Raw genomic sequence first — 24,019 nt, 5'->3', positions numbered from 1 at the left:
GAACGATAATGCGTAAACTGACCTTCATCGCTGCGGCGGTAAGTGTTGCATTGCTTGGCGGCTGCCAACAAATGCAAGAGCAACCGAAGCCTGCACCAAGTGTACAAAGCCAACCTGTACAAAGTGAAATCGATAAAGCTAACGCCTTCTTCGAAGATACTTTTAACCGTGATGTAATGAAAAGCCCTATTTATCAAACATACATGGGCATCAAAAAAGATTACGACAAATGGGATGATGGCAGCGAAGAGCGCGTTTTAGAAGACTTTGAACAAACTAAAGCTGACCTAGTTGCGCTTAACGCAATTAACCGCGACCTATTAGATGACGCAACAAAAGTAAGCTATGACCTTAAAAAGCAAGACTTAGAAAACGAAATTGCTGATTTCAAATGGCGCCATTACAACTACCCTGTGAACCAAATGTTTGGTGTTCACTCGATGATACCTGCATTTTTAATCAACCAACATCAAATTGCCGATGTATCTGATGCTAAAGCGTATATCTCACGTTTAAATGGTGTTACAACGGTTATTGATCAACTAATCAAAGACCTTGAAGTACGTGCAGATAAAGGCATTATCGCGCCTAAATTTGTTTTCCCACACGTGATTGATTCAAGCAATAATATCTTACGCGGCGCACCATTCCATGACGGTGAAGACTCAACGTTACTAGCTGACTTTAAACGTAAAGTTAATGCATTAGAGATTGCCGACAGCGAAAAATCTGCACTTATCAGCGACGCTGAAAAAGCCTTAAAAGCAGCAGTAAAACCTTCTTACACTAAGCTAATTAACTTCTTAGCTCAGTTAGAAAAACGCGCTGATGACCGTGATGGTGCTTGGAAATTCCCTGACGGCGAAGCGTTCTACAACAACGCTTTAGCACGTACCACAACAACTGATTTAACAGCGAAAGAAATCCACACTATCGGTTTAGCTGAAGTCGCGCGCATTCACGACGAAATGCGTGCAATCAAAGATAAAGTAGGCTTTAAAGGTGACCTTAAAGCATTCATGCAATTCATGAAAACTGATAAGCAGTTCTACTACCCTAACACCGCTGAAGGTAAACAACGCTACCTTGATGAAGCAACAGCGCTTATCGATAACATGAAATCTCGTCTAGACGAGCTATTCATTGTTAAGCCAAAAGCTGACCTTAAAGTTAAAGCAGTTGAAGCATTCCGTGAAAAAGCAGCAGGTAAAGCGTTCTACCAACAACCTGCGCCAGATGGCTCACGCCCAGGTATTTATTACGCAAACCTTTACGACATGGAAGCAATGCCAACATACCAAATGGAAGCACTTGCATACCACGAAGGTATTCCAGGTCACCACATGCAAATTGCTATCGCGCAAGAGCTTGAAGGTGTACCTAAGTTCCGTAAGTTTGGCGGCTACACAGCGTATGTTGAAGGTTGGGGTTTATACTCTGAGCTAGTACCAAAAGAAATGGGCTTATACGAAGACCCTTATTCAGACTTTGGTCGTCTTGCGATGGAATTATGGCGCGCATGTCGCCTAGTAGTAGATACAGGTATCCACGCAATGAAGTGGACACGTCAAGAAGGTATCGACTACTACGTAAATAACACACCGAATGCGACGTCTGATGGCGTTAAAATGGTTGAGCGTCACATTGTAATGCCTTCACAAGCAACGGCATACAAAGTAGGTATGTTGAAAATTTTAGAGCTTCGTGAAGCGGCTAAAGAAAAACTAGGCGATAAATTCGATATTCGTGAATTCCACGATGTAGTACTTAAAAATGGTGCAGTACCATTAAATGTACTAGAGAAGTTTGTTGACCAATGGGTTGCTAAGAAACAAGCAGCTTAACCAATAAAGACTTGAAAAAGGCCGCTCAGCGGCCTTTTTTATTTATTTAAACAAGTAGTTGAGCTATAAATGTATAAATAATAAAAAACGAGTATCTCCATGCAAAGCGCGATTGAGCAATTGAACAGCCGACTTCAACATCATCAGTTAAAAGAACTCATTGCCGATTACCAAAGTTTATCGGGAGTTTTGCAAGCGGCACAATTACAGCATATCTATCAATTAGCGTGCAGTAGTGAAGTTAAATACTTGTTTTTACAAAATGTGGCAGCGCATTTACTCGAAGCAAGCCCGCTGCCAAGTGAAGCTGTAGGCTTAATTGATGATATCGATAAACTGAGCTTTTTCACGCCTGGTCTTAAGTTTCAAAATGCTTTTTGTATTACCGACAACCAAGGTAACACCCTATTACATCATTTATTTACGCAGTGTCAGGCTGATAACCTCCCCTTTAATTACTTGCGTTCGTTAATGTTATTTGAAAGCAACGAAAGCTTGGGTGTTGCGTTAAAAACATTAAATAAGCAGCAGCTCACTCCTATAGGTTGCTTTATAGCGCTAAACAGCACGACTCAGATGCTAGCCAAACATGAATTCTCTGCATTATTAGCCATGATGGAAGTCGACCAAAGTCACAGCCCGAGCGCAGTCAGCGCCTTGGTAAATACCCTTAAGCAATTTTATGGTGCCAATCAAGCAACGAGTAGCGACAGTAAAGTGCTGCTTTGCGCGGCCTATTTGCAAGTGCCAACGGCACAGTTATTAAACGCGCTCAATCAATAACTCCATGAATAAGGATGTTGTTAAAGCGTTTTTATCGCTCAGTAGTTTTACCGCCCTTAACCATGGTAGCCGTATTGTGCTTACCTTGTGCCTTGCAAGGTTATTAAGTACTGATGAGTTTGGTACTTTCGCGGCGTTACTCGCACTGTGTGAAATTTTGTTATTACCTGCGAGTATGGGCTTTGCATCATCTTTAATGCGTATTAGCTACCCGCTCTACAAAGCTCAGCAACATGACTTACTACGCGGCTTAAAACATGTTTATTTAGCGGCATCGTGTTTATTCGGGGTGATTTTTGTCGCTGCTGTGGTGATTAGCTTTCAGGCTATTTCACCGCACCAAAGCGCTCAAGAGCATGTGGCCTATTTACTATTACTGGTGCCGATTGGCGCCATTATGCAAAGCCAATCGGCTTTTTTAGTGGCTTTGAATAAACCAAAAATTGGCTTGATAACGCAGCAGTGTATTTTTGAATTGCTAACAGCGGGGTTTTGCTTTTTCGTGTACTTGATACGTGGCGACTTATCGTTAGTCGAGATTTGTATCTTGTTGTTTTGTAGCATCTTGTGCGTAGTCATTTATCAATATTGGTTAATCAAAAAAATGATCGTTGCAAGCACTGCCCGCTACCAAACCAAGCAATGGTGTAAAGACTCATTGATCATGCTCGCCAGTGGTGCAGGCACCGTGTTGGTAGCAAAACTCGATGTCTTACTGGTGCATCAATGGTTTGGTGCACAAGGCGTGAGTATCTTCTTTCCTGCAGTAGTGATTGCTGGCTTACTGACTATTTTAGGCAATGCCGCCAACCAATATTTAAAACCCATTTTAATGGCCGATGAGACGACCGAGCAGCAACTTAGCGAGTTAATGAAAGTGGTATGGCGTTTTAACTTTGCCGCTATTTTGCTACTTGCCCTGCTCGCAAAGCCACTACTCACTCTCTATGGCGAAAGCCAATTACAAGAAGGATTTTGGATTTTAATGCTGCTGTTACTCGGGCAGCTGTTATTACCAGCAAGAATCTTAGCCAGTAGCATGATCAAGTTAAAAGGCAACCCGCTTATCAACTTGTATGTCTTACTTGGTGCAACCAGTGTCACGGTTTTAATGGCAGTACTATTAAAAGATCAGTTTGGCTTATTGGGGGTGGCTGTGGCGTTTAGTGGCGGCTTTATGCTTGGAGCGATTTGCCGCATGGTGATTGTGTGCACACGCATGCGGCTACCTTTATCTGTGGTATTGGGTTTAGTCAGATAGATAATATTCAACACTGGTAACTACACGCACTTTTTTCAGCTGAGGTGTGTTTGAATCTCTATCAGAAATTGAAAACTGCCCCTGACGCGCTGTTTTAATTTTACCTAATTTAGACTGTGAATCTTTGGCAAATTTCATTGCTACTTCGCGGGCTTTTTCGGTTGCTTCTTGAATCATATTTGGCTTAATTTCATTTAAGCCATTAAATAAATATTGAATCCGCGTTTCGTAATTATCTTGTACTATCGCAATGCCTTGTTTGGCTAATTGGCTTACTGCGCCTAAGGCATTTTGCACTTTTTCAATATCATTTGAATAAACAATGACATTATTACGAGCAATATAACGAAACTGCTGATTCTCGCCGCCATATTCGCGAGCTTGTTTATCAATAATCGATTGGCTACCAAGGCTGATTTCTTCATCACTAAAACCATGTAGTTTTAAAAAAGCCACAACCGCATCACTTTTCTCTTCAACTCGACCCACTAGTTTTTCAAGGTTGTTATCGGCATCAGAAAACTGTAACGGCCAGATAACGGTGTCGGCTGGCACTTCCATTTCTGCTAGCCCTTTAACATGAACTGTGCGCTCCATGCCCTTTACATCAAGGGCTGCACTTTTCAATATAAAACCTAATCCGAGCAAACCGACCGCCAATGCACACGCTGCAATAACGATATTAAATGGTTGCGCTTTATTCATGCTTTTCTCCTTGATGTAGGTCACTGTTTTTGACTCGAAAAGTAGTTATAAACAGGTTATCTTATGAGTATAACTTTTAATACTTTGGAAGCGTGTCGGTTCTAGTTTGAGTGTATTAAACTTAACAGACCCTGAAGTTTTAACAAACATCGCAAGCGAAGGAAACAGCATGAGCGTTAAACGTATTAGCCAATTTTTTAATCCTAAATCGGTCGCGGTGATTGGCGCCTCAAATTCCCCTAACCGAGCGGGCTTTGTGGTGATGCGTAATTTACTACAGGGGGGCTTTAAAGGCCCAATCATGCCTGTTAGTTTAAATCACAGCGCTGTACACGGGGTATTAGCCTACCCAAGCATTGCTGCACTACCTAAAGTGCCCGACCTTGCGGTTATTTGTACTAATAAAAATACTTTAATTAACATCATTAATGAGCTTGGAGAACTTGGTTGTAAGCATGCGGTGGTAATTGCAGCGGGTTTAAACGTCGACCAAAAGCACGCATTAAAAGAAGCAGCTGCTGAGGCAAATGTCTCTTTACTTGGGCCTAATTGTTTGGGCTTACTTATTCCTCATATTGGTTTAAATGCCAGCTTTTCACATACGGTTGCAAGCCCAGGAAAGCTTGCTTTTGTATCGCAATCTGCGGCTGTTTGCTCAACCATTCTAGATTGGGCGAAAAACAAAGAAATTGGCTTTTCATATTTTGTATCTGTGGGTGATTGCCTAGATATCGACTTTGATGAGTTACTCGACTTTTTAGGCCGAGATGCAAAAACTAAAGCTATTTTGTTATATATCGATAATATTGAAGATATTCGCAGCTTTATTTCCGCAGCGCGAGCCGCTGCGTTTAGCAAACCCGTAATCGCCATTAAAACCGGTAAAACCAGTGCTGGTGCCCTAGCTGCAGAAATACACACTGGTGGCAAACAAAGCTCAGATGCAGTCTATGATGCGCTATTTCAGCGAGCAGGTATGCTTAGGGTAAACGACTTACGAGAGCTTTTCGCTGCGACACAAACGCTGGCAATGCACCCAAAACTTCTTAAAGTCGAGCAGCTAACCATTTTAACCAATGGCGGCGGCCCAGGTGTCATGGCTGTGGATACGCTCTTGCAAAGCTCAGGAAAGCTGGCTGAGCTTAGCGATGAGACTAGAGCTGCGCTTAATAAAGTCATCCCGCAATCAGAAATGACCTCAAATCCGGTGGACATTTTTGGTGACTCAGCGCCAAGACGCTATCAACAAGCCTTAGAAATCTTACTACAAGCTAAAGAAGTTAAAAACTTGCTGATCATTCATACCCCTTCAGCACTTGCACCGAGTGAAGACTATGCAGAGATCATTGTTGAAACCTTGGAAAAAATCCCAAAAATGGCTCGCCCTTATGTTATGACTAACTTTATGGGTGAAGATGCCGCCTATGCTGCACGTAAAGTCTGTACCAATAACGCTATTCCAACCTACCGTACACCTGAAGGTGCGGTTGGTGCGTTTATGCACTTGGTAAGTTATCGTCGTAACCAAAAACATTTAACGCAAACGCCAGAATCGAACACCGATGATGCAAAAATAAATAAAGACGCTGCACGCTCTGTGGTGAGCGAGTTTTTAGCCGAAGAGCAAAGCTATTTATCAACCCATGAAGCTAGTCAAATTCTCACTCATTATGGTATTGATTGTATTCAAACTGAGGTTGCTTACACGCCAACAGAAGCCAAAGAACAAGCTATTGAGCTCGGTTTTCCGGTAGCGTTAAAACTAATTAGCCCAAGTATTCCTTCTAAATCAGAAGTCGGTGGTGTTGTTCTTAATTTAAATGATGCGCAAGAAGTTGAGCAAACAGCCTTTGCCATGCTGCTACGAATCAAAAACACCTACCCTGATGCCCATATTGAAGGTTTTTCACTGCAAAAAATGGCGCCGCGAGCAGGTGCTAATGAGCTACGTATCGCCATCAAAACAGAGCCTAACTTTGGTCCGGTGATTTTACTAGGTGAAGCTGGCACCGGACTTGAGTTCGCACAAGCAGCAGTGGCATTACCGCCACTTAATATGAACTTGGCAAAATACCTAATAGCTGCGGCGCACGATAAAGGCGTACTTAAAGACCGCGTGCTACCAGAAAAAGTCGATAAATACCGTTTATGCGCCCTACTCACCCGTATTTCGCAGCTGGTTATCGATCAACCTGATATCACCAGTGTTGAACTTAATCCAATTTTAGCCAGTAACGGGCAGTTTTTGGTCCTTGATGCGACCATTGGTCTTAGCCGTTATAAAGCAAAAGCGAACCGTAAACGCTTGTGTATTCGTCCCTACCCAATTGAATTAGTTAAAGAAGTAACCCTTAAAAATAATACCCAAGCACAGTTAAGACCTATCAAACCGGAAGATGAGCAAGCACACTTAGAGTTTGATCAATCATTAAGCAAAGAAGACAGATATAAGCGCTTCTTCGGTGAATTACCGCAATTTAATCATGATCAGCTCGCGAAAATGACGCAAATTGATTATGACCGAGAAATGGCGTTTATTGTCAGCCAAGAGCAAAATGGTTCAGCCTGTACATTAGGGGTATCTCGAGTGTTAATGGATCCAGACAAGCTCGATGCTGAGTTTGCAATTGTGGTGCGCTCTGATTGCCAAGGTTTAGGGCTTGGTACAATATTAATGAATGCGGCGATTGAGCATTGTAAAAACCAAGGCGTTAAACAAATTTCAGGAATCACTTTACCTGAAAATACTGGCATGATTGAGCTGGCAAGAAAACTCGGGTTTAAGATCACCCGCGACTTTGAAGAAGGCAGCATTAATATGGTGCTAAAACTTAACTAAAACTGGATCATTATTTTGCATCGTTTAAGAAATTACACTGCACGAGTTTTTGAAGGTAATGGTAAATATCGACGTGTAGGACGCGCACTTGACGTGTTTTTGATGTCGCTGATCATGATCAATGTAGTGGCAATTGTTTTGGAGTCGGTTGGCCCTTTAGCAAAGCAGTATCATTATGAATTTTTAATGATTGAGCTGATTTCTGTTGCTATTTTCAGCCTAGAATATGTGCTCAGGCTTTGGTCATGTGTAGATAAAAGCGTGCACAAAGAAAGCACGCTGACAAACTCAAAGATTCGTATTAGGTATTTCTTCTCGCCCATGGCGCTGATTGATCTCATTGCGATTTTACCCACCATTCTAATGATGTTTGTGAGTGTTGATTTACGTTTCTTACGAGTACTTAGGTTAATGCGTATTTTTAAGCTCACTCGTTATTCAAGAGCGATGCAGCTATTACTAAACTCGTTCAAAGAAGAAAGCAGTTCACTGCTTGCTGCATTTTTTATAATGGCCGTGGTCTTGATCATCGCCTCATGCGGTATTTATTTAATTGAACATGATGTGCAGCCCGATAAATTTGGCTCTATACCTGCTGCAATGTGGTGGGCCATGGTGACACTTACAACCGTTGGTTATGGCGATGTGGTGCCTGTGACTCCTCTAGGCCGCTTATTTGGTGGTGCTATCACACTAGTGAGTATGGGCATGGTGGCAATTCCAACTGGTTTGCTAGCTTCAAGCTTTTCTGAACAGTTACGTAAACGCAGACAAGTGTTTACCGATGCAGTACATGAAGCCATTGAAGACGGCCACTTATCGCCAGTTGAAGAAGAACATTTAGAGAACTTACGCTATAAACTAGGCTTAAGTCAGCAAGAGGCGAACAAAGCGATTCATAACGAACTTAAAAACCGCAATCGTAATTTATATTGCCGCCACTGCGGTAAACGCCAAAATTAACTAAAGGGTAAAGCTTTGGCTTTACCCTAAAAACTCATCATCCCACAGGGTGTCTAAAAGCGCTTTTACTTCATCACCTGCTACAGGTTTACTAAATAGATAACCTTGAAAGTACTCACAGCCTAAAGAGCGTAAGAACTGCAATTGAGTGCGGTTTTCAACGCCTTCGGCAACACATTCTTTACCCAAGCTTTTTGCCAGCGTAAGCGTTGAGTTGATAATCGCTTCATCACCTTTATCAATACCAATATCATTAACAAAGCTTTTATCAATTTTTAGCACATCAACCGGAAAGCGTTTTAAGTAGGTCAGTGACGCATAGCCAGTTCCAAAGTCATCCATATAAATCCGACAACCAAGGGCCTTGAGTTTATCCATGCTCTGCTGTGCTTTATCTGAATCATGCATCATGACTGATTCAGTAATTTCAAAAACCACCGCACTGGCAGGCACTTTACTAGCTTCAAGCGCCTTATGAATATTTTCAACTAAGTTTACACTTTCAAAATCAAGAGCAGATAAATTAATCGAAATATATAAATCAGGATGCGTCGTGCGCCATTGACGAAGCTCAATCAAAGCTCGTGATAAAGTCTGCAGCATTATTTTGGTAATTAACCCTGAGCTTTCTGCTGCGTTCGCAAAATCTTCAGGCTTATATTCATCTTTATTTGGCCAACGTAAAAGTACTTCTAGCCCCGCGACTTGGCGTGACTCAGCACTTACTATTGGCTGATAAAAGTTACAAAACTCATGTTCTTGGTAAGCTTTACTTAACTGCGATTCTAAATGCAAAGTACGTTGCACTTGTAAGTTCATTTCTTGCTTATAAAACTGATAACCACCTTCGACCAGTTGTTTGGCGTGATACAGAGCCACATTAGATGCTTTTAATAATGCTTTGGTGGTTTGCGCATCATCAGGATAAACAGCAACTCCCACACTGAAGTTTACTTTTACTGCTTGTTGGCTGAGCTCGATATGCGTTTCAACACTATCCATCACTCGTCCACACAATGATAAAAGCTCATCTACTTGTTTAAAGTCTTCAGCTAAAATAACAAACTCATCACCATCAAAACGTGCAAGACTATCTTGCGGTCTGAGAACTTGCTTTAGACGTTTAGCAACACGTTTCAGTAACTCGTCTGACTCTTCCCGACCGAGTGAATCATTAAAATATTTAAAGCGTTTAATATTAATATTTAGCAAAGCGACTTTATTTTGATGATAAGCAGCTTGCTCAATTGCGTGATTAACTCGGTCATTAAATAAGGTTTTATTTGGCAAACCTGTTAAGGCGTCATAGTTAGCCAATAAGTGTAATTCACTCTCCGCCAATTTTTGCGCGCTAATATCAGTCACGATTATGACGTAACTATCTAGCTGACGATTACTTCCTGCAACAGCACTAATTTTAATTAATACTTGGCGCTTTTCACCAGTTGCTACCTCTACAACGTCTTCAGCTGAGAAATGCTCGCCAGACTGCAGCTTTTGCATCACTCTTAAATAATGTATGCGGGCAGCAATAGACAAACCGAGTGTTAGCGAGCGACTAGAACGAGGTTCAGCCGGAAAACCAAATGCATCTTGAAATGATTTGTTAGTAGCTCGAATTCGCAGATTTTTATCTAAGATAAACACCCAATCGCGAGTTTGCTCAAACGCTGCACCAAACAAGCGCGCGTTTTCTTCAAATACGAGCTCTCGTGTCATATTGGTATAGGTACCGGCTACTTTTTCTGGCGCATTATCTTGCCACTCAACTACTTTGCCAAAATCTTTATACCAGCGCCAATTGCCATCAGCATGGCGTAATCGGTAGGTGCAATTAAAATAACCTTTTTGTGTTGATAAAAACTCTAACCACTCTAAGCGGAAAGTTTGCTTATCGTGAGGGTGAATTCTTGCTAAGTAATCATCTAAATTAACACTGTCTGTTTCATAGCCTAGCTCATTCTTAAGGCGCGGTTGATATATAATTGGACTTTGTGAAGACCAATCCCACACACCTGAATGACTCCCTTCAAGCGCTAACTTTAAGCGTGCTTCACTTTCTTTACTTTCTTTATGGGCGGCAAGCAAAATTTGTTGCATACGATTTCGTCTAAAAACCCAAGCAGCGACAAAAAGTGCAACTAATAAAACATACAAAACAATGAATTGCGGAGCACGCCAAAGTGGGTACTTTACTTCAATATTTAATATAGCGGGTGGCGTTAACTCCCCTGTTAATGGATCTTTTGCCCATACTTTGAGTTGATACTTACCCGCACTAAGTTTTGGGAATAACACCCGGTTGTTGTTACGGGTATAGGTTTTTTGACCATCACCGAGTTGATACTCATAAATGATACGTTCTTGATAATTAAATGCCATTGCCGAAAAGGCAACTTCTAGACCTATGTCATCATGCTCAAGAACGACACTATCAATAGGCTGCTTTAGCTCGGCAGGTAGATCACGAGACATTAAATCAAGATTAGTAATATTAACGTGATCAATTAAAGCTTGCTGGTAGTGGTTATCCATAGGAGAAAAGTAAGTAAACCCTTTGAGCGTTCCATATACAATTTGCCCTGACTCAAGCTTTGTGAAAGCACCACTATTAAACTCTGTAGAGAATAGCCCCTCCGAGCCTGTAAATTGTTGAAAATGAAGATTATTAGGATTAAGCCGCCAAAGGCCTTTATGGCTGCTCATCCAAATCATACCCGCTTCATCAAGTACCATGTCATATAACAAGGTTCCTAATTTATTTTTTTCAAGGTCAATGGTATAGATATGCTCATAAGTGCTAGCATCTAGGCCGATCAAGCCAAAGTTAGAAAGCGATAACCACAGTACATTGTTATTATCTATGATGTATGACATCACATTAACGGCTACATTTTCGTGTTGCTCGGGAACAGTATAAATCGTTGTCAACTCGAAAGACTGCGGATCAACCTGATATAAAATACCTGCATTATAAAATAAAGGCGCATCGGGCTTAGAAGATAAGGCGGGTAAGAACCCATAAGCTAAAAATGGCTCAAATTCATCAAATTTCCCACCAAGTCGGGTCACTTTTTGGCTATCAATATTGTATACAAACATGCCGTAATCAGGGTGGACATAGTAAAGATCACCCGAGGGCATTAATAATATGCCATGCACCCAGTCGTTTATTAAAACCTGATTTTCAGGATTTGCAGCCTTAACAGGTGACGCTTGTTTTGTGTCTGGATCAAAACTCAAAATTCCCCTGTTAGTGTGTAACCACAACTTATCTTTATAGGGCATTATTTGGTAAACGCTGAACTCTGTCGTTATTAAGTCAACTTGGTAGTCTTTTAAGAACACTTCACTTTCGTTAGTCTGTAAGTCAACCGCTGTTAAACCGTTGTGTGTGGCCAGCCAAAGCCTATTTTTAAACTCCGCAATACTCCAAATCGAGTGATGTGATAAACCATCACCTCTCAGTGAGTTAGCAGTCACATTAATAAAGTTGTAATTATCATAAGATAAATAAAAGGCCCCATCATTTTTTGTCGCCAGCCACATGCCACCCGATTTATCTTTTACAACATCAATAATACTGTTATCAGCTAACGTATAGCCGCCTTCCCGTAAACGCTTATTTTTATTAAGCTCTGCTGTTACTAGGTCATATTCAAACAACCCTTTATCCGTACCTAAAGTAATCGCATCTTTTTCTTGAATAATGGTCCAAATATTCAAATCTTTTATTAAGGTTTTATTAGAGAAAGGCTTATTAGGAGTCTCAAACATCGCTTCTAAATTACTGATATCAACTTGATACAAACCTCTGACAGCACCGACTAGTAGAGTTGTTTGATCGATTACTGCAAATGATTTCACATAATTTTGATAAATATGACTTGGTTTTTGCTGTAAGTGCTCAAGCTTACGAACCTCACCGCTAGCAATTTGATATACATAAGCGCCATTACTTGTGCCCATAAAAATGAATCCGTTATAAGCATACAGCTCTCTTATAACACTGCTTTTTACACGCTCAGGGATTTCAAAAATTGAAGTGACTTGTTTTGTTTCTAAATCCAACTTGGCAAAGTCCCAACCCCGACCAAGCCATAGTGTTTTGTCATCAACAGCCACCATACTAAACACCGACTCAATAAAAATTTGCTCTTCTGTGGTGGGTTTAGCAATAAACTGCTGATAAGTATCGGAAGTGGGATCATAACGGAATAAACCCGCTTGTAGCGAAGCTATCCAAATATAGCCTTGAGGATCTTGGTAAATACGGTCAATGATGGCATCTTCAAGCTCACCATTAGGTCCTTTGATATGAACAACCTGATAGCCGTCGTAGCGATTAAGCCCCCCCTCAGTCGATAGCCAAAGATAGCCACTGTTATCAATGAGCATGGTGTTTACATAACTTTGCGATAAGCCTTCGCTGGTTGATAACCGTTTAACCTGTGAATAAGCGCAGTGGCTAAACAAGATAAAGCTCAAAAATAAAAAAATGGTTATACTAGAAAAGAACTTAGTCATTGACGTTCCAAATTGCTAACTTGGCACTGTGTCACGCGTAAAGTGCATCGCAACAATTTTTCGGTGTGCATAAAGTTCAAATAGTGATTGCAAGGAGTTTGGTAATGTTAATATATAGTTAAACCCATTTTGTAGATAAAAATCAATCAGATTTTGGTACACGAAGGTAAAAACAACCTTCTTTTGCCGAGCGGTTACGGCCGCAAGTAGCTGCGAAGCAACCCTTTGACCACGCCATAATTCATCTACATAAAGAGTAGACAAAAATAATAGCCCTGATTGGTCTTGTACTCTACACGCCGCGATTATCTCAGAATCTTTATAGGCAACCCATACTTGGTCAGCCTTGGTTGCTCGGCCACGTGCATTGTGTTTATCATAAAATTTATTTACTAACGGCGTTTTAATTGGCTCAAGTAAACAAAATCTAAACGCTGCCATGACTAGCTCATTAACGAAAGGTAATGCTCAAATTGTTGCTTAAGAAAAGCCTGCTCAGACATAGGACGATTATTTATTGCAGTATAAACACCTTCACGCGTATTTTTACCGCGCTTTATTTGATAAGCCCAAAATGATGCTTCGTAGTCCAATTGAATTTGATATTTTTGCTCTCTTGGCAATTTACATAAATTGAAACTCATACTTTCTCAGCTTTAATAATTTGATTTATCTAGTATAACAAAATTCAAACCGTTTAATCCGATAAATTAGCCCAAAAAAGCCTCTGACGAAACTTGATTTTAGCAACACTTGCCAGTAAATTAACGAGCAATTTATGTACGCAAGGAACGCATGTTGTCAAAATATCTGAGCCACAGATTCGCCTTTTTATTATTATTCTTTTGCTTTTCAAGTTTAGCCAATACCCACACTCTCTTTTTTAATCGTCCTGCTGATACTCCACAAGCTCGCTTTGTTATTGATTTACTTAAAATGGCCTATAAAGAAATTGGCTACGAAATAAGTATCATTGATTTTAGCCATCAAAATGCGCTGGAAGCCGCAAATCAAGGTGTATTAGATGGTCAGCTTGGTCGCATTGCTGATGTCAAAGAAGGCTATCCAAACTTAATAAAAGTGAACTACCCTTTATTTGATTTTAATTTAATCCTGCTAAAAAACTGCAAAACATGCTATTACCCAAAACTAAAATCGCTCGCAATCCAATCAAGTTACCCTGCAGCACAGAGTTACATTGAACGACACCCTTTTAAAGGTGATGTAATAAAAGTTAGAAATGTCACGGCTCAATTGAATCTACTTACGCAAAATCGTGTTGAAGGCGCAATTTTACTCGATTTTATGTTATCAACTAAACACCCTGACTTTGATCAAGATGCATTTCACAAACAAGTGCTGATGCCAATGCAGAGCTATCATTTTGTTCATAAACGTCATGAGAAACTAATACCCAAACTAACTAGAGTACTAGAGGAATTTGATGAAAATGGCACGGTGCAATTTTTAAAATCAAAGTACAATCTCACCGAATTTTAGAAATCAAACCCTCCTTGCTCAGGCGTTGATTGTTGATTTTCAGTTTGTTGCTTTTTCTGAAGGTAACGTTTGTAACGCTGTTGGCATAGACTGATCACTTTACGTTTTTCTGCATTGGTAAACTTATTCCAATAAAATCGCTCATCACGACTACGATAGCAGCCTTTACAATAACCCCGGTTATTAACTTGGCATATCCCTTTGCAAGGGCTTGGAATTTCAAATATTTCAATCTGTTGCATCACAAATGCCGGTTAATAAGTAATATTAAAAGTATAGCCTGAAAATTAACCATAAAAAAAGCCACTTTAAAAAGTGGCTTCTTAAACTATTTGTTTCGCTTACCTAGACTCGCTTGTTGCAAGTTCTGCTTTACGATGAAAAGGCTTAGCGTACATAGCTAATACCAAAGGCTTTAACTCCTCTGGCACTTTTGCGATACGCTCATTAAATGCAGCGGCATCTTTTTCATCAATCACAGCTTGCGTACAACCACCTGCAATATAATTGCCTGGGTGTAAGAAAAACGAATCAACAATTTGCTGATCAATAGTTTTTGCCAGCTCTTCAGGCGATTCACAGCCCGACTCAATTGGCTCGCCAAACGCTAAATGTACATGCCCTTTGGCGGTGCTAAAACCTTCAACAATACTAGCTATGTCTTCACCCTGCTGTTTCACATACTGGCCATGTTGCTGTTTATGATAAAGCTCTTTCGCTTTAGCAATCGCGCATGGCTCGTATTGATAAGAGATAGACACAGGTACAATTTTTAATTCGCGTACGTATTCAGCAAACTCTTTCTTCTGCTTGCGGCCTTGTAATTGCAACATTTTAAGCAGGGCAGGATCTGTTTGGTCAAAACCGTCTTTTGCTCGGCCTTCTTTTTGCGCTATCCAGATTGAGTGGCCTTCAGCAAGTGAGTCATAAATATAAGCAGACAGCTGCGACAGCGCTTTTAGCATCTCTTTCGGTGCTTTCGCTGAGCGCTTCACAATAAAGCTCTTGTTTAAACGCATTAACTCAGTGATATAAGGAATTTGCAGTAAGTTATCACCAATTGCGATACGAACTGTCGGCATGTTGTGCTTGAACAAGCCCCAATTAACGAGCGCAGGATCAAGCACTATATCGCGGTGATTAGAGATAAATAAGTAAGCTTGTTTTGGGTCTAGTTTATCGATGCCCGAAAACGTTACTTCTGAAGTCGTACGGGTGATTAGTTTATTTAAATAATCAGCCACTTCATGCTGAACTTGCTCAACCGATGCGGTGTTGCCCCACTTTTTACGCAGCTGACTGCGCACTAATGGGCGAGTAATAAATGGGAAGTTCGATAAAAAGCGCGGTAGGTTATACTTAGCGATTACATCTACAAAGGCATTATCAGCAATCAAACGCGCTACTGAATCAGCTACTTCATCATCATTGTAAGGTCTTATGTCGGCGTATTTATCCACACTTTCACTCATTAAAAAACTACTTAAGTTAAAAAACGGCACGCTGAGCGTGCCGTTAAAAATAATTGGCGGATTATAACTCAGGCAATTTTAAATGCGAACCGAGACGCGATAGTTAACCAAATTAAATGCCAATCAATGTATAAAATATTTATCTATAACAATTAATTAAGCAATGCTCTTACCAGTTTGCGAGGATTTTTTTAATACCATTTTTAACAGCAATCTGAGTATTAAAATTGCCAACACAATACCTGCAGCAAGGCTTAACCAATGAGGTAGAACCTCGTGCTCTTCACCCATCATCGGCGCTACCACAAAACCATATTGCGCCACTAAATAATCGGTTAAAAAGCCAAAAGCCAGTGCCGTGCCAATCACACCTATTAGGTAGGCAAATACCGCTCGCTTGCCAAGCTCTTTACCAACGACACCAAGCGTTGCGATATTGGTTGCCGGCCCAGCTAACATAAACACCAGCACCGCCCCCGGAGATACACCACTGAGTAATAAACCTGCCGCTATAGGTGTCGATGCAGTTGCACAAATATACATAGGAATACTGATTAAAATAACCACCAGCATAGCAAGGATGCCATTCCCCCACTGGCTTAAAAAAGATTCTGGTACATAAGTTTGTACAAGCGCTGCAAAGAATAAACCGATCATTAGCCAAATCATGGTGTCTTCAAGCAGCTTATTGCAACTAAAGCTCACCGCGCGTTTCATTTTGCTAAAACGACTTTCAACGGCTTTGGTTGGCTGCTCACTGCTACAACAGCTTTTCTGTATAGGCGCTGCTTTTTCTGTTGAGCAACTTTGTTGCTGCTCCTGTATTGGTTGCGATTCCTTGCTACTACAACAACTTTGTGCGGGCTTTGCTGGCGCCTCTTTACTGCAACAGCTCGTTGTGGTCACAGGCTTTGGCTGTTTACTACTACAACAAGAGTCTGCTTTAGTACTTTCTTTATCTGATTCTGTACTTTGTACTTGTTGGAGTTCACTGTCTTTCCCCACTAAGACGCCGGCCACAATGGCGCTGCACACGGCGGCAATAGGACGTATTATCGCCATAAATGGGCCTAGCAACACATAAGATACCGAAACCGAATCGACCCCTGTTTCAGGGGTTGAAACTAAAAATGCGGTGGTGGCACTTTTCGATGCCCCCGCTCTTCTTAAACCAATGGCTGCTGGGATCACACCACATGAGCACAAGGGCATTGGAGCACCTATAAAGGCTGCTTTAACTGTGGTCCACAACCCTTCTTTGCCTAAATGCCGGTTAAGAAAGTTAGCAGGCAAATATACATTGAGAAGACCTGCTATGAATAAGCCCAGCATTAACCAAGGTGCTGAGAGTAAAAACAGATGCCAAAAATTATTGAGTAAGTCCATCGATATCCTCCAGCGTCGTTAGTATTGAGCAGTTTTCAGCAGGCTCTTCACCGCCACAACATTTATCTGCCAACAATGAAAGTGAGTCATAAAAGCGAGTAAGCTCTGCAATTCTTTGTGCAACGAGGTCACGTTTTTGTAACGTCATTTCTTTAACTTCATGACAAGAATGCTGATCTTTATGAAACTTAATTTGCAGCAACTCTTTAATCTCAGCCAAACTAAAGCCAACATTCTTTGCTCTGAGAATAAACGCCATTTGTTTATGGTCATTCTCAGAATAAAAACGATATCCCACGTCTGAACGCGAACTAGGCGTTAACAAACCATGCTTTTCGTAGTACCGTAGCGTATCTGTTGAGACACCCAACTGACGGGCAAACTCACCTATTTTCATCACCGTCTCCATTGTGAAGCGTTTATTTATTATGCTCACTATAAACCTTGGAGTACACCCCAAGGTCAAGCAATAAATTAAAAAAGGAAAGCACATGAATATTACTGTCCTTGATGCAGCAACATTAGCCAACACATCGTTAGATGCTTTAGCGCAATTAGGTAAATTAACCTGTTACGATTTAACCGCTAAAGAACAGGTTGTTGAGCGCTGCCAAGATGCCGATATCGTTATCAGTAATAAAGTGGTGATTGATCAGCACGCCATGAGCAAATTACCTAATTTAAAATTAATATGTGTTGCAGCGACAGGGACTAACAACATTGATTTAATAGCAGCCAAAGAGCATAGCATTGCGGTGACCAATGTCGCGGGCTATTCAACACCGAGCGTGGTGCAGCACACCTTTACTCTCATCACTAACTTACTGGGCAATACTCACAGATATATTAATGATTGCCAGCAAGGCTTATGGCAGCAAAGTCCTATGTTTTGCCGTTTAGATTACAGCTTTAAAGAAATTGCAGGCAAAACATTGGCAATTATTGGTTACGGTTCACTAGGTAAAGCCGTTGCCGATGTAGCGCGTGCTTTCGGTGCTAATGTCATCATCAGTGAACGAAAAGGCCATGCACCTCGTGAAGGTCGTGTTAGTTTTAATGATGCTCTAACCACAGCAGATATTATTAGTGTTCACTGCCCACTTACTGATGAAACACGCAACCAAATCGCCGCGACAGAATTAAGCATGATGAAACCGACAGCTATCATTATTAATACTGCTCGTGGTGGGATTATCAATGAAGCCGATTTAGCTGACGCATTAGCTAATAATGTTATTGCCGGAGCTGGTGTTGATGTACTCAGTAAAGAACCTGCAGAGCAATCAAATCCGCTGGCACAGTATAAAGGCGCAAACTTATTACTTACTCCGCATATTGCTTGGGCCAGCCAAGAATCTATCGTGCGTTTAGTTAACGAAATTGCTTTGAATATCCAAGCATTTAATCAAGGCGAGATGCGTAACAGGTTGGTCTAAATCGCAATTTATTAGTCAATAGAGCTAAGTAGTTAGTAATTTATTACTTGGCTCTTTACCTAAAAACAACCTAAGAAACTGATTTAATTTACTTTTATAAGTTTGGCAAGTAGTTTGCAATTAAGTGAACAACTATAAAACAATTTCTACGGGATAAAATAACATGAAAAAAGCACTTCTAATTGCCGCGCTAACTGCACCATTTTTAACTGGTTGTGTCATTGCTGTTTCTGACGGTGAAGCAGACACACATTGGGCTGGTAGCTCATCTAGCTGGCAAAAGCAGCATAAAAATAACCGTGAAGTGATTTCTAACCTTGCATTAGATACCAGCTACCAAACTGTATTAAACAAACTAAATACTCCTAACTTTACCGAGTTATTAAAGCAAGGTGATGATGTTTACCAAGTATTATTCTATGCAACCCATAGCATTCACTCTGATGGCAAGATGACTAAAGACGAATGTACACCACTGGTATTTAAAAATGATAAGTTAATTGGTGTGGGTGATACGATTTATAAATCACTTAGCAATGGCTAGCTTGCATATTTAAATTCTGTAAGTAGGCAGCTATTGCCTACTTATGTTCACTCATAGCTATCATTCTCGATACTATCTGATCACGCCCAGCATCTTTTGCCTGATAAAGACCTAAATCAGCTTCTTCAAGTAATGTTTGCTCTGCATACACCTGGCCATTTTCCGTGGTCGCAATACCAATACTAATTGTGACATGGTCGGCATTTAGTGACGCTTTATGCGGAATGTTTAACTCATTAACGGCATTACGTAATTTGTTTGCAAACGACATAGCTTCTTTTGCAGAGGTATTTGGAAGTACTGCTGCAAACTCTTCACCGCCATAACGAGCAACAAAGTCACTACCTCGCTCACATGCTCCAACTAAGGCATGAGCAATTTGTTTTAAACAATCATCGCCTGCTCGGTGACCATAACAATCGTTGTAACGTTTAAAGTGATCAACATCCATTAATAATACTGATAATGGTGTTTGATCACGACGACAACGACGCCACTCTCGCGCTAAGTTTTCATCTAAATAACGTCGGTTTGGGATCTCTGTTAGGCCATCAATTGAGGCGAGCATTTCAAGCAAGTCATTTTTTTGTTTGATCATTAATTGATTGCGCACACGTGCACGAACGATCGCTGCACTAAAAGGTTTGGTGATGTAATCCATCGCCCCTAATTCTAACCCTTTAGCTTCATCATCATGGCTAGTATTTGCCGAGATAAAGATTACCGGTAGCATGCTTGTCGTTGCGTTTTCTTTTAATTTGTTGAGTACTTCATAGCCGTCGATTCCTGGCATTACAATATCCAAGATCAACAGATCCACACTTTGTGTTTTTAGAAACGTCAGTGCTTTTTCGCCACTCTCAACACAAAAAACATCATAGTCTTGCTGTAATGTTTTTTCTAATACCAAGCGGTTTAACGGATCGTCATCAACAATCAGTACCTTGGCTCTTTTCAACATCAGTAGATCCTTGTTCGATGATAAAGGCAATAACCTGTTTTATTTGGCATTGCAACTCATCAATTAATTGTTCGGAAAGTTCACCTTTAGCTTTTAGTGTAGCCTCGCAATGCTGAGCGCACGCTGACAATCGTTTAAACCCAAGGTTACCAGCCGATCCTTTCACATTATGCACCACGCGGATCAACTCGTCGGTAGTCTTTAATGTAGAAATTTGTATTAACTGCTCTGCTGCCATAGTCGCAAACTTCGACAACATAGTTAATACTAAATTATTATCATTTCCAAACTGAGATAAGATAAAAGCCTTATCAAAAAAAGCTTCTTTTGAGTTTTTAAGCTCACTCATTGCTAAAAACAATTTACTCGCAACAATAGGTTTAGTTAGGTGTTTATTCATTCCTGCCGCAATTGAATGCTCAATATCTGCAGCCTCACTATGAGCGGTAAGCGCGTATATCGGCATTTGCTCTTTGGTGTATAATTGACGAATAATTCGCGTCGCTTGGCAACCATCCATCACAGGCATTTGAATATCCATAAAAATTACGTCAGGCTTGATCTCTTTAGCAATTTCTATACCTTTTTTACCATTTAGAGCACAAATGACAGTAATATCTATTTGCTCCAAAATACTCTTAATGATGCTCAAATTAAGCGGATTATCATCAACTGCAAGTACTAAAAGTCCAGATAAGTCAGTACTCGAAGGCAAACAAACTAATTCTCTTTTTGTAGGTCCTGATGCTTTATCTAGCTGTAAGCAAAAACTAAATTTGCTGCCTTTACCTTTTTCACTATCAAGTTTTATCTCTCCGCCCATTAAAGCGACTTCATATTTAACAATCGCTAAACCTAAACCGACCCCCTGATGAGAGCGTGTTAAAGACTCATCTCCTTGCGTAAAAGCATCAAATAACCGCCCTTGATCAGCCTTATTTATACCTATACCTGTATCTTTAACTGTAAAACAAATTAGTTGCTGCTCTAAAGACTCTTCAATCAGCTCTAAACACAGAGTTATTGTGCCTTGTTCAGTAAACTTGGCTGCATTTGTCAATAAATTGGCTAATACTTGCTGCAAACAAATTTGGTCGCCAATTAAGAATTCGTTGATGTTCTCGTCACGGTCAATGATAAAATCAATGCCTTTATTTGTGCATAAGGGAGTGATCACGCCTCGACTAAAATCAATTAGATCAGATAAACTCATAGGCGCTTTATTCATTTCCAGTTGAGCACTTTCGGCACGTGCAAAATCAAGCATTCGATTTAAAAGCGTCAGTAAACTATTAGCTGCTGTTTTTGCCTGCTCTGCATGAGTGCGCTGATGCTCAGTTAGCCCTTGCAATGCAATAACATCAATTAAGCCTAGTACTGCATTGAGTGGTGTGCGTATTTCATGACTGAGATTAGCAATAAAGCGGCTTTTAGCGAGCGTTGCCCGCTCAGCATCATCTTTTGCTTGCACTAAATCCGTCACATCCTGTACATGAACAACATAATAATCTGGTGTTTGCTCGGCATTCCAAACTAGGGACACACTAATTTGCAGCCAGCGCTGCTGTTCTTGCTGCTCAAGACTAAAGTGATAAACTTTTTTCTTCTCATGCAGCAGCTCTGTCAGAGTATTTTTCAACGTCTGATAAGACTGCTCAGCAAATAAGTTTGTCAACTCGAGGCCATTAACGTTTTCAATTGCAAAGATTTTTCGTGCCGCTTTATTTGCTTGCAGCACTTGATCTTCAAGTGATACCAGAAGCACCCCATTCGCTGCGTACTCCATAGCACTGCGCAATTTCGCTTCTGAGCTTTGTAGTGCATTCAGTGCATTATACTGCTCGGTAATATCACGACCAATCGCCATGGTACCAAGAAATTGCTGGTGCTCGTTGTAAAATGGCACAATGCTAAAAAGGTAAGTTTTCTCATAATTTGAAAGACGAGTTTGATACGTTTTTTTGTCTCTTAAAACCTGCTTCTCAAGTTCATTTAACTCGCCGTTATCATCGCTAATATCACATAATTGCTGGCCTACTAACTTCTCTTGTGGCAAACCAATATAGCCTTCATACGCTTTATTACAGCCTAAAAACGAGCCATCAATATTCTTAAAATAAATAAGATCCGGCACGTTATTGAGCATGGTATTTAATAACGCTAAGTGACGTTCTTTCGCATCAATACTACGACGCAATTGTTTTGACTTTACCTGTACCTGAGAGTCAAGCGCTTTATTCGCCTCTTGTAATGATTGGACGAGCTCTTCATTGCGGCTAAACACTCGTTTTACACGGCTGAACCAAGGCTGCCAATCGACAGGAATACGATAATGAACTAACGCTTGTTTACCTTCATCATGCTGCTCAAGGTAATTCATTAAGTGCGTCATTGGTTTTACAAAAATACGTTGACTCAGCCAAAAAACAGCGCTGAACATCATCACTAAAAACACACTCAAAAACGCGAATTCTAAAAAGATGTCGTAGCCAACAGGTTCACTCAGGGCCTGCTTTGATTCATAGAAACGAGTGTAAATAGGTAAATTTGTTGCTTCTTGCACTAAATGGCTGTGGTTATTCTTGCGCATATCGACAGCAACATTCGGCCAATATTCGCTGGCACTGATGGCAGTGTTAAGCGCTGTTTTTGAGCTGGCAATAACTTGGTTATCTTGATTGATAAAAATATACTCACCATAGTTAGGCGCTATTTTCTTTAACCAGCTAGAAATTGCTTTAAGATCATAAATCAACACGATGTAATCACTACTATTGGCTGCTCGTTGCTTACCAATTGCAAAATAAGCATGGCCATTAATTGTCAACACAGAGCTTGAGGAAAGCTTATTACTATTAACTAATTGAGGCCTAAATTTGTTATCTAACACACTGGTCAAGAATTCACTTTTTGACGTACTTCGGCGCTTAATATAAACAAAACCTTGCTCATTAACATAAGCCACGGCTTCTAAAGATTGAACAAGTGACAGGGTAGTATTAAAAGAGGGGCCAAGGGCGATAACTCGCCGCCACTGATTAATTGCATAAGCGGTTGAGGCAAACTTTCCTTGCCCGACTATCTCCCCCACTCCATCGCCAACACTTTGGTAGTAATAGTGATCATATTGATTCACATTGCGTGCCCAACTTGGATCAAAGTCATAAGAAAGTGGCTGCTCGTAAAGCTTGAACATGGTGTCTATAAGGCCATCTGCGGCACTCATCGCATGGCTAAGCTGAGCGGATATATTATTAAACCCGCTTTGCCTGCTTTCTATCGCCCGCTCAAGTTTTAAATTATATAGGTGTAAACACAAAAAAAACGCCACTAACAGCGGCACAATAAGTGCCACTGCTAAAGAGCGATAGTAATGCTTTAACGGTAAAAAATTCACTGGCTTATAAGTACCTTACCTCGATAAAGCTAGGTTAACGAGGCATAGGAATACTGGCAAGTTATAAATTTTCTTCAGCAAAGCTGGCTAAGCGGCTACGTACCACACCGTTTAAGTTAACGGTGGCACTGCCCTGAAAATCTTTAAAACGTTCAACAATATAGGTTAAGCCTGAGGTGACAGGCGTGAGGTAGTTACTATCAATTTGCGCTAGGTTTCCTGAGCAAATGAGTTTAGTGCCTTCGCCGCAGCGAGTGATAATGGTCTTCAGTTGTGAAGCAGTTAAGTTTTGACTTTCATCCAAAATCACCCCCGAATTGATATAATACTATCATACCCTTAATAAACTTGAACAAAAAAGTTTTTACACACATACTCTAGCTAAGAATCAAAGGTGAACG

At 40.6% G+C, this 24,019-nt stretch carries 18 protein-coding genes and 1 pseudogene; 8 read left to right on the top strand and 11 right to left on the bottom strand.

Going from position 1 to position 24,019, the window contains the following annotated elements:
* Positions 1-8: 8 nt before the first annotated feature.
* From NO991_RS15720 to NO991_RS15710, 3 genes are all read left to right on the top strand, one after another.
* A complete protein-coding gene (locus NO991_RS15720; RefSeq protein ID WP_138598887.1) occupies positions 9-1,844 on the top strand; it encodes a DUF885 family protein in 1,836 nt (611 codons plus the stop codon).
* Positions 1,845-1,943: 99 nt separating this feature from the next.
* Positions 1,944-2,627 carry a hypothetical protein gene (locus tag NO991_RS15715; RefSeq protein WP_138598886.1) on the top strand — a complete coding sequence of 228 codons (684 nt, stop codon included), beginning with the start codon at positions 1,944-1,946 and terminating at the stop codon, positions 2,625-2,627.
* A gap of 4 nt (positions 2,628-2,631) precedes the next feature.
* Complete coding sequence (locus NO991_RS15710) at positions 2,632-3,888, top strand: lipopolysaccharide biosynthesis protein (RefSeq protein WP_138616268.1); 1,257 nt, start codon at positions 2,632-2,634, stop codon at positions 3,886-3,888.
* Here the strand turns inward: NO991_RS15710 and NO991_RS15705 are convergent.
* Complete coding sequence (locus tag NO991_RS15705; RefSeq protein ID WP_054552674.1) at positions 3,877-4,593, bottom strand: SIMPL domain-containing protein; 717 nt, start codon at positions 4,591-4,593, stop codon at positions 3,877-3,879. The two genes, NO991_RS15710 and NO991_RS15705, sit on opposite strands and share 12 nt — an antisense overlap.
* Before the next feature lie 169 nt (positions 4,594-4,762).
* On the opposite strand from NO991_RS15705, the gene NO991_RS15700 reads away from it, so the two are divergent.
* A complete protein-coding gene (locus NO991_RS15700; RefSeq protein ID WP_054552675.1) occupies positions 4,763-7,432 on the top strand; it encodes a bifunctional acetate--CoA ligase family protein/GNAT family N-acetyltransferase in 2,670 nt (889 codons plus the stop codon).
* A 9-nt stretch (positions 7,433-7,441) separates the two neighbouring features.
* Positions 7,442-8,395, top strand: a complete 954-nt coding sequence (locus tag NO991_RS15695) for an ion transporter (protein ID WP_300360374.1) — start codon at positions 7,442-7,444, stop codon at positions 8,393-8,395.
* A gap of 21 nt (positions 8,396-8,416) precedes the next feature.
* Here NO991_RS15695 and NO991_RS15690 read toward each other — a convergent pair whose 3' ends face one another.
* Genes NO991_RS15690 through NO991_RS15680 form a run of 3 tightly spaced genes read right to left on the bottom strand, consistent with a single transcriptional unit; the run spans position 8,417 to position 13,566 of the window.
* Positions 8,417-12,922, bottom strand: coding sequence for an EAL domain-containing protein (locus NO991_RS15690; RefSeq protein ID WP_300360353.1), 4,506 nt, complete (start codon positions 12,920-12,922; stop codon positions 8,417-8,419).
* 15 nt (positions 12,923-12,937) lie between these two features.
* Positions 12,938-13,363 carry a GNAT family N-acetyltransferase gene (locus tag NO991_RS15685; RefSeq protein WP_054552678.1) on the bottom strand — a complete coding sequence of 142 codons (426 nt, stop codon included), beginning with the start codon at positions 13,361-13,363 and terminating at the stop codon, positions 12,938-12,940.
* Between the two features lie 2 nt (positions 13,364-13,365).
* Positions 13,366-13,566 carry a DUF3283 family protein gene (locus NO991_RS15680; protein ID WP_036966037.1) on the bottom strand — a complete coding sequence of 67 codons (201 nt, stop codon included), beginning with the start codon at positions 13,564-13,566 and terminating at the stop codon, positions 13,366-13,368.
* Positions 13,567-13,717: 151 nt separating this feature from the next.
* On the opposite strand from NO991_RS15680, the gene NO991_RS15675 reads away from it, so the two are divergent.
* Positions 13,718-14,422, top strand: coding sequence for a transporter substrate-binding domain-containing protein (locus NO991_RS15675; RefSeq protein WP_166338838.1), 705 nt, complete (start codon positions 13,718-13,720; stop codon positions 14,420-14,422).
* Here NO991_RS15675 and NO991_RS15670 read toward each other — a convergent pair.
* The 4 genes from NO991_RS15670 to zntR form a co-directional block, all read right to left on the bottom strand.
* On the bottom strand, positions 14,419-14,664 hold the full coding sequence (locus NO991_RS15670; RefSeq protein WP_138598880.1) for a DUF1289 domain-containing protein: 246 nt from the start codon (positions 14,662-14,664) through the stop codon (positions 14,419-14,421). The genes NO991_RS15675 and NO991_RS15670 overlap by 4 nt on opposite strands.
* Positions 14,665-14,763: 99 nt before the next feature.
* Entirely contained in the window at positions 14,764-15,894 is a 1,131-nt protein-coding gene (locus NO991_RS15665; RefSeq protein WP_300581430.1) for a 1-acyl-sn-glycerol-3-phosphate acyltransferase, read from the bottom strand.
* A gap of 156 nt (positions 15,895-16,050) precedes the next feature.
* Entirely contained in the window at positions 16,051-17,280 is a 1,230-nt protein-coding gene (locus NO991_RS15660) for an SO_0444 family Cu/Zn efflux transporter (RefSeq protein ID WP_300416747.1), read from the bottom strand.
* A complete protein-coding gene (gene zntR, locus NO991_RS15655) occupies positions 17,264-17,677 on the bottom strand; it encodes a Zn(2+)-responsive transcriptional regulator (RefSeq protein WP_194442228.1) in 414 nt (137 codons plus the stop codon). Before zntR ends, NO991_RS15660 begins: the two co-directional genes overlap by 17 nt.
* A 94-nt stretch (positions 17,678-17,771) precedes the next feature.
* On the opposite strand from zntR, the gene NO991_RS15650 reads away from it, so the two are divergent.
* Positions 17,772-18,716, top strand: a complete 945-nt coding sequence (locus NO991_RS15650) for a D-2-hydroxyacid dehydrogenase (RefSeq protein WP_300543431.1) — start codon at positions 17,772-17,774, stop codon at positions 18,714-18,716.
* Positions 18,717-18,879: 163 nt separating this feature from the next.
* On the top strand, positions 18,880-19,260 hold the full coding sequence (locus NO991_RS15645) for a DUF3192 domain-containing protein (protein WP_054552683.1): 381 nt from the start codon (positions 18,880-18,882) through the stop codon (positions 19,258-19,260).
* Positions 19,261-19,297: 37 nt separating this feature from the next.
* On the opposite strand, the gene NO991_RS15640 is transcribed toward NO991_RS15645, so the two are convergent.
* From NO991_RS15640 to NO991_RS15630, 3 genes and pseudogenes are all read right to left on the bottom strand, one after another.
* Positions 19,298-20,221: a diguanylate cyclase gene (locus NO991_RS15640; protein ID WP_054552684.1), complete on the bottom strand. Its 924-nt coding sequence runs from the start codon at positions 20,219-20,221 to the stop codon at positions 19,298-19,300.
* Positions 20,190-23,618: an ATP-binding protein gene (locus tag NO991_RS15635; protein ID WP_371352173.1), complete on the bottom strand. Its 3,429-nt coding sequence runs from the start codon at positions 23,616-23,618 to the stop codon at positions 20,190-20,192. The genes NO991_RS15640 and NO991_RS15635 overlap by 32 nt, the downstream gene beginning before the upstream one ends.
* Positions 23,619-23,679: 61 nt before the next feature.
* Positions 23,680-23,937: pseudogene (locus tag NO991_RS15630) on the bottom strand (PhoH family protein); the annotation flags it as partial.
* Between the last annotated feature and the right edge of the window lie 82 nt (positions 23,938-24,019).

It is taken from the genome of Pseudoalteromonas sp. DY56-GL22, from assembly GCF_041414715.1.
In the GTDB taxonomy this organism is placed as follows: domain Bacteria; phylum Pseudomonadota; class Gammaproteobacteria; order Enterobacterales; family Alteromonadaceae; genus Pseudoalteromonas; species Pseudoalteromonas simplex.
Note: the sequence above shows the minus strand (reverse complement) of the source record. Positions and strands in the feature narration are given on the sequence as shown.

Bases quoted from the DNA above. Each gene is read 5' to 3' on its own strand.
- NO991_RS15640 (WP_054552684.1), bottom strand. From the start codon at position 20,221: ATGTTGAAAAGAGCCAAGGTACTGATTGTTGATGACGATCCGTTAAAC.
- NO991_RS15710 (WP_138616268.1), top strand. From the start codon at position 2,632: ATGAATAAGGATGTTGTTAAAGCGTTTTTATCGCTCAGTAGTTTTACC.
- NO991_RS15705 (WP_054552674.1), bottom strand. From the start codon at position 4,593: ATGAATAAAGCGCAACCATTTAATATCGTTATTGCAGCGTGTGCATTG.
- NO991_RS15720 (WP_138598887.1), top strand. From the start codon at position 9: ATGCGTAAACTGACCTTCATCGCTGCGGCGGTAAGTGTTGCATTGCTT.
- NO991_RS15685 (WP_054552678.1), bottom strand. From the start codon at position 13,363: ATGGCAGCGTTTAGATTTTGTTTACTTGAGCCAATTAAAACGCCGTTA.
- NO991_RS15670 (WP_138598880.1), bottom strand. From the start codon at position 14,664: ATGCAACAGATTGAAATATTTGAAATTCCAAGCCCTTGCAAAGGGATA.
- NO991_RS15645 (WP_054552683.1), top strand. From the start codon at position 18,880: ATGAAAAAAGCACTTCTAATTGCCGCGCTAACTGCACCATTTTTAACT.
- NO991_RS15650 (WP_300543431.1), top strand. From the start codon at position 17,772: ATGAATATTACTGTCCTTGATGCAGCAACATTAGCCAACACATCGTTA.
- NO991_RS15700 (WP_054552675.1), top strand. From the start codon at position 4,763: ATGAGCGTTAAACGTATTAGCCAATTTTTTAATCCTAAATCGGTCGCG.
- NO991_RS15690 (WP_300360353.1), bottom strand. From the start codon at position 12,922: ATGACTAAGTTCTTTTCTAGTATAACCATTTTTTTATTTTTGAGCTTT.
- NO991_RS15680 (WP_036966037.1), bottom strand. From the start codon at position 13,566: ATGAGTTTCAATTTATGTAAATTGCCAAGAGAGCAAAAATATCAAATT.
- zntR (WP_194442228.1), bottom strand. From the start codon at position 17,677: ATGAAAATAGGTGAGTTTGCCCGTCAGTTGGGTGTCTCAACAGATACG.
- NO991_RS15665 (WP_300581430.1), bottom strand. From the start codon at position 15,894: ATGAGTGAAAGTGTGGATAAATACGCCGACATAAGACCTTACAATGAT.
- NO991_RS15675 (WP_166338838.1), top strand. From the start codon at position 13,718: ATGTTGTCAAAATATCTGAGCCACAGATTCGCCTTTTTATTATTATTC.
- NO991_RS15660 (WP_300416747.1), bottom strand. From the start codon at position 17,280: ATGGACTTACTCAATAATTTTTGGCATCTGTTTTTACTCTCAGCACCT.
- NO991_RS15715 (WP_138598886.1), top strand. From the start codon at position 1,944: ATGCAAAGCGCGATTGAGCAATTGAACAGCCGACTTCAACATCATCAG.